Annotated in this window: 3 protein-coding genes; 2 read left to right on the forward strand and 1 reads right to left on the reverse strand. The window is 31.2% G+C overall.

Annotated elements, in window-relative coordinates; translation table 11 throughout:
• Positions 1–290: conjugal transfer protein (locus tag KJS37_RS10345; protein WP_244851417.1), on the forward strand; the 290-nt coding region annotated here is incomplete at its 5' end.
• Positions 291–1,008: 718 nt separating this feature from the next.
• Here KJS37_RS10345 and KJS37_RS10505 read toward each other — a convergent pair.
• On the reverse strand, positions 1,009–1,134 hold the full coding sequence (locus KJS37_RS10505; RefSeq protein ID WP_193393255.1) for a hypothetical protein: 126 nt from the start codon (positions 1,132–1,134) through the stop codon (positions 1,009–1,011).
• Here KJS37_RS10505 and tet(S) point away from each other — a divergent pair.
• Positions 1,119–3,059 carry a tetracycline resistance ribosomal protection protein Tet(S) gene (gene tet(S) / locus KJS37_RS10355; RefSeq protein ID WP_002405437.1) on the forward strand — a complete coding sequence of 647 codons (1,941 nt, stop codon included), beginning with the start codon at positions 1,119–1,121 and terminating at the stop codon, positions 3,057–3,059. The genes KJS37_RS10505 and tet(S) overlap by 16 nt on opposite strands.
• Positions 3,060–3,230 lie beyond the last annotated feature (171 nt).

Here is a 3,230-nt window from a genome sequence, read left to right on the forward strand (position 1 = left end):
CATCGTCATTCCTCCTGCTATCTTTTTCTATTATTCTACCTTATTTGATAGTAGATTTAAAACTTTGCAACAGAACCGATTATTATATGATGGAAGATGTTTTACCAATAATCAGTCAAAACTTTATTTACTCTGAGTTGGTGAATCCAATTATTCAGAAGAAAGAGAAACAGTATCTAGTAAAAATAGCCGTTCGATATTTAGACAATGAAACAAAGATTGAAAATATTTCCCAATACCAATTAACTTTAGAGAAGAAGGATAACTGGAAAATAATAATGAATGAATAAAGAATATTAAGATGAAAACAATACTTGAATATTTAGTATAAGCAAAAAAAATTGTATGTCACTATAGCAAACTTATAATGATTTAGCATAAATAATCCAAAATATAGCGTGAAATCAACCTTCTATGAGAAGTATAAGCAAATTCACCTTTATTCTAACTTATAACTATTTTCATTACATTACTTAAAAAGGTCTCTCCAATTTTTTCCAAATAAACAGTATAACTTTTAATGATATTTTCCAAGTCAAACTTAATATTAACAATTCAAAACTATTGGAACCACTGCAAAATATTTTGTTAAGCAGTATATATTTCAAAAATTATACGTAATATATTTGTAGAAAGGTTGTGGACAGTTGTCCTATTGACCTGAAAAGTAATATAATAGCTGGATGAATAAAGAATCCCTTATGAACTTGTAAATCGTTATTAAATCGCTGAATTTTGATAGCCATTCTGAAGAGTTATCTTCAACTACTACACTAACTTCCATTAATTTCTCATTAATTTCCCTTTCGTTCAAAAAATATGGTTGGCTTTACAAGCATTCTATCATATGATAGAATTAAGATAACATTCAAAAGGAGATAATAAAAATGCGGCAAGGTATTCTTAAATAAACTGTCAATTAGATAGCGGGAATAATTAATTAAGCATCCTTATTTAAAATAAGGACTGGTTTTTTGTGCCCAGTTTAAGAATACTTTTATCATTTTATCATAAAGCATCTGTGGCTATCAGTGTGTAGTATACAGCTATTTTTGTATTAAAATCCCAGTGATAAGAGTATTTATCACTGGGATTTTTTCTGCTTTTTGAGCTTTTGAATGGAGGAAATAAAATTGAAAATTATTAATATCGGTATCTTAGCACATGTTGATGCAGGAAAAACTACTTTGACAGAAAGCTTACTATACAGTAGCGGAGCAATTAAAGAGTTAGGAAGTGTAGATAGCGGTACAACGAAAACGGATACTATGTTTTTGGAACGCCAGAGAGGTATTACTATTCAGACCGCAATAACATCTTTTCAACGGGAAAATGTTAAAGTAAATATTGTAGATACTCCTGGACACATGGATTTTTTGGCAGATGTATACCGTTCATTATCTGTTTTGGATGGAGCTATTTTGCTAATCTCTGCAAAAGATGGAGTACAGTCACAAACTCGTATACTATTCCATGCACTTAGAAAGATGAACATACCTATAATATTTTTTATTAACAAAATTGATCAAAATGGAATAAATTTGCCAGATGTTTATCAAGATATTAAGGACAAACTTTCTGACGACATCATAATTAAGCAGACTGTGAATCTAAATTTGAAACCTTATGTAATAGATTATACTGAACCAGAACAATGGGAGACAGTAATTGTGGGAAATGATTATTTATTAGAAAAATATACCATTGGGAAAACATTGAATATTGCAGAACTTGAAAAGGAGGAAAACGAAAGAATTCAAAGTTGCTCCTTATATCCTGTTTATCACGGAAGTGCAAAGAATAATATTGGAATTAAACAACTTATAGAGGTAATTACTAGCAAATTATTTTCACCCACACAACTCAATTCAGATAAACTTTGTGGAAATGTTTTTAAAGTAGAATATTCAGATGATGGTCAACGGCTTGTCTATGTACGTCTTTATAGTGGAACGCTACATTTGCGAGACTCAGTCAATATATCAGAAAAGGAAAAAATAAAAGTTACAGAAATGTATACTTCAATAAATGGAGAATTACGCCAGATAGATAAGGCAGAGCCTGGTGAGATTATTATTTTAAAAAATGAGCTTTTAAAACTAAATAACGTACTTGGAGATAAAAAAAGATTACCACATAGAGAAATTCTTGAGAATCCTCTTCCTATGTTACAAACAACAATTGAACCATGTAAATCAGTACAAAGAGAAAAGTTACTAGATGCACTTTTTGAAATATCCGATAGTGATCCCCTTCTACAATATTATGTAGATACAGTAACTCACGAAATTGTGCTATCTTTTTTAGGTGAGGTCCAAATGGAGGTAACTTGTACTCTGATTCAAGAAAAATATCATATTGAGATAGAAACAAGAAAACCAACTGTCATTTATATGGAAAGACCATTAAAAAAATCTGAATTTACCATTGATATCGAAGTACCTCCAAATCCTTTCTGGGCTTCTATTGGTTTATCTGTAACACCACTTCCTTTGGGTAGTGGCATTCAGTATGAGAGCCTGGTTTCTCTAGGTTATTTAAATCAATCATTTCAAAATGCAGTTATGGAAGGTATACGCTATGGGTGTGAACAAGGATTGTACGGTTGGAAATTAACAGACTGTAAGATCTGTTTTAAGTATGGTCTATATTACAGCCCTGTCAGTACGCCAGCAGATTTCCGAATGCTTGCGCCTATTGTACTAGAGCAGGCTTTTAGAAAGAGTGGTACAGAGTTATTAGAGCCATATCTTAGCTTCGAAATTTATGTACCACAAGAATATCTTTCGAGAGCATATAATGATGCTTCCAAATATTGTGCAAATATTTTAAATACTAAGTTAAAAGGTAACGAGGTCATTCTCATTGGTGAAATTCCAGCCCGTTGTATTCAAGAGTATCGAAACAGTTTAACTTTCTTTACAAATGGACGCAGTGTCTGTTTAACAGAGTTAAAAGGTTATCAGGTTACTAACATTAAGTCTGCTTTCCAACCACGTCGTCCAAATAATAGAATAGACAAAGTAAGGCATATGTTTAATAAAATCAACTTACATTGATAGTGAACTAAAGAGAAATTTTTAAAATGAATATTGAGTTGTTAATTAGAACAGGAGGATATAGATATTGTAAATACTAGGTGGATACTGTGCCCGGTTCTGTTGCAAAGTTTTAAATAAAGAATAAAATCCCTTACGGTATCTATGATTTAAGCTGGGATTCCCAATAAT

It is taken from the genome of Lactococcus formosensis (genome assembly GCF_018403745.1).
In the GTDB taxonomy this organism is placed as follows: Bacteria; Bacillota; Bacilli; order Lactobacillales; family Streptococcaceae; genus Lactococcus; species Lactococcus formosensis.